The organism is Oceanivirga salmonicida, assembly GCF_001517915.1.
Classification (GTDB): domain Bacteria; phylum Fusobacteriota; class Fusobacteriia; order Fusobacteriales; family Leptotrichiaceae; genus Oceanivirga; species Oceanivirga salmonicida.
Window position 1 is genome coordinate 1 of the sequence record NZ_LOQI01000209.1, and the last position, 331, is coordinate 331.

Genomic DNA, 331 nt, shown 5'->3' on the forward strand with positions numbered 1-331 from the left:
ACCTAGAATTTGAACTTTTATTAAACCATAATAAAATAAAGCATTAGGACTTAATCCACTATATTTAAAATCTTTAATAATAAAATGTTTATTTCTTCTAGGTAGTAAATTTATAAAATCATCAGGAATTTGATTCCATATACCAATAGAAGAATAATTTGAATCAGGGTCAAATCCTACTCTTTCATACATATCTGTGACTATATCTTTAACCAAATCATTAGCTAAATTATCTAATTTAGCATTACCTAATCTTGTTATAAGGGAAAGATTAGGTAATAAATTATGTCCTGTAATATAGTCTATACCTTCTTTTAATATTAAAGATTTT

Annotated in this window: 1 protein-coding gene; it reads right to left on the reverse strand. The window is 23.6% G+C overall.

The window, feature by feature from the left end; genetic code table 11:
- Positions 1 to 331: hypothetical protein (locus AWT72_RS09915; protein WP_197407684.1), on the reverse strand; the 331-nt coding region annotated here is incomplete at both ends.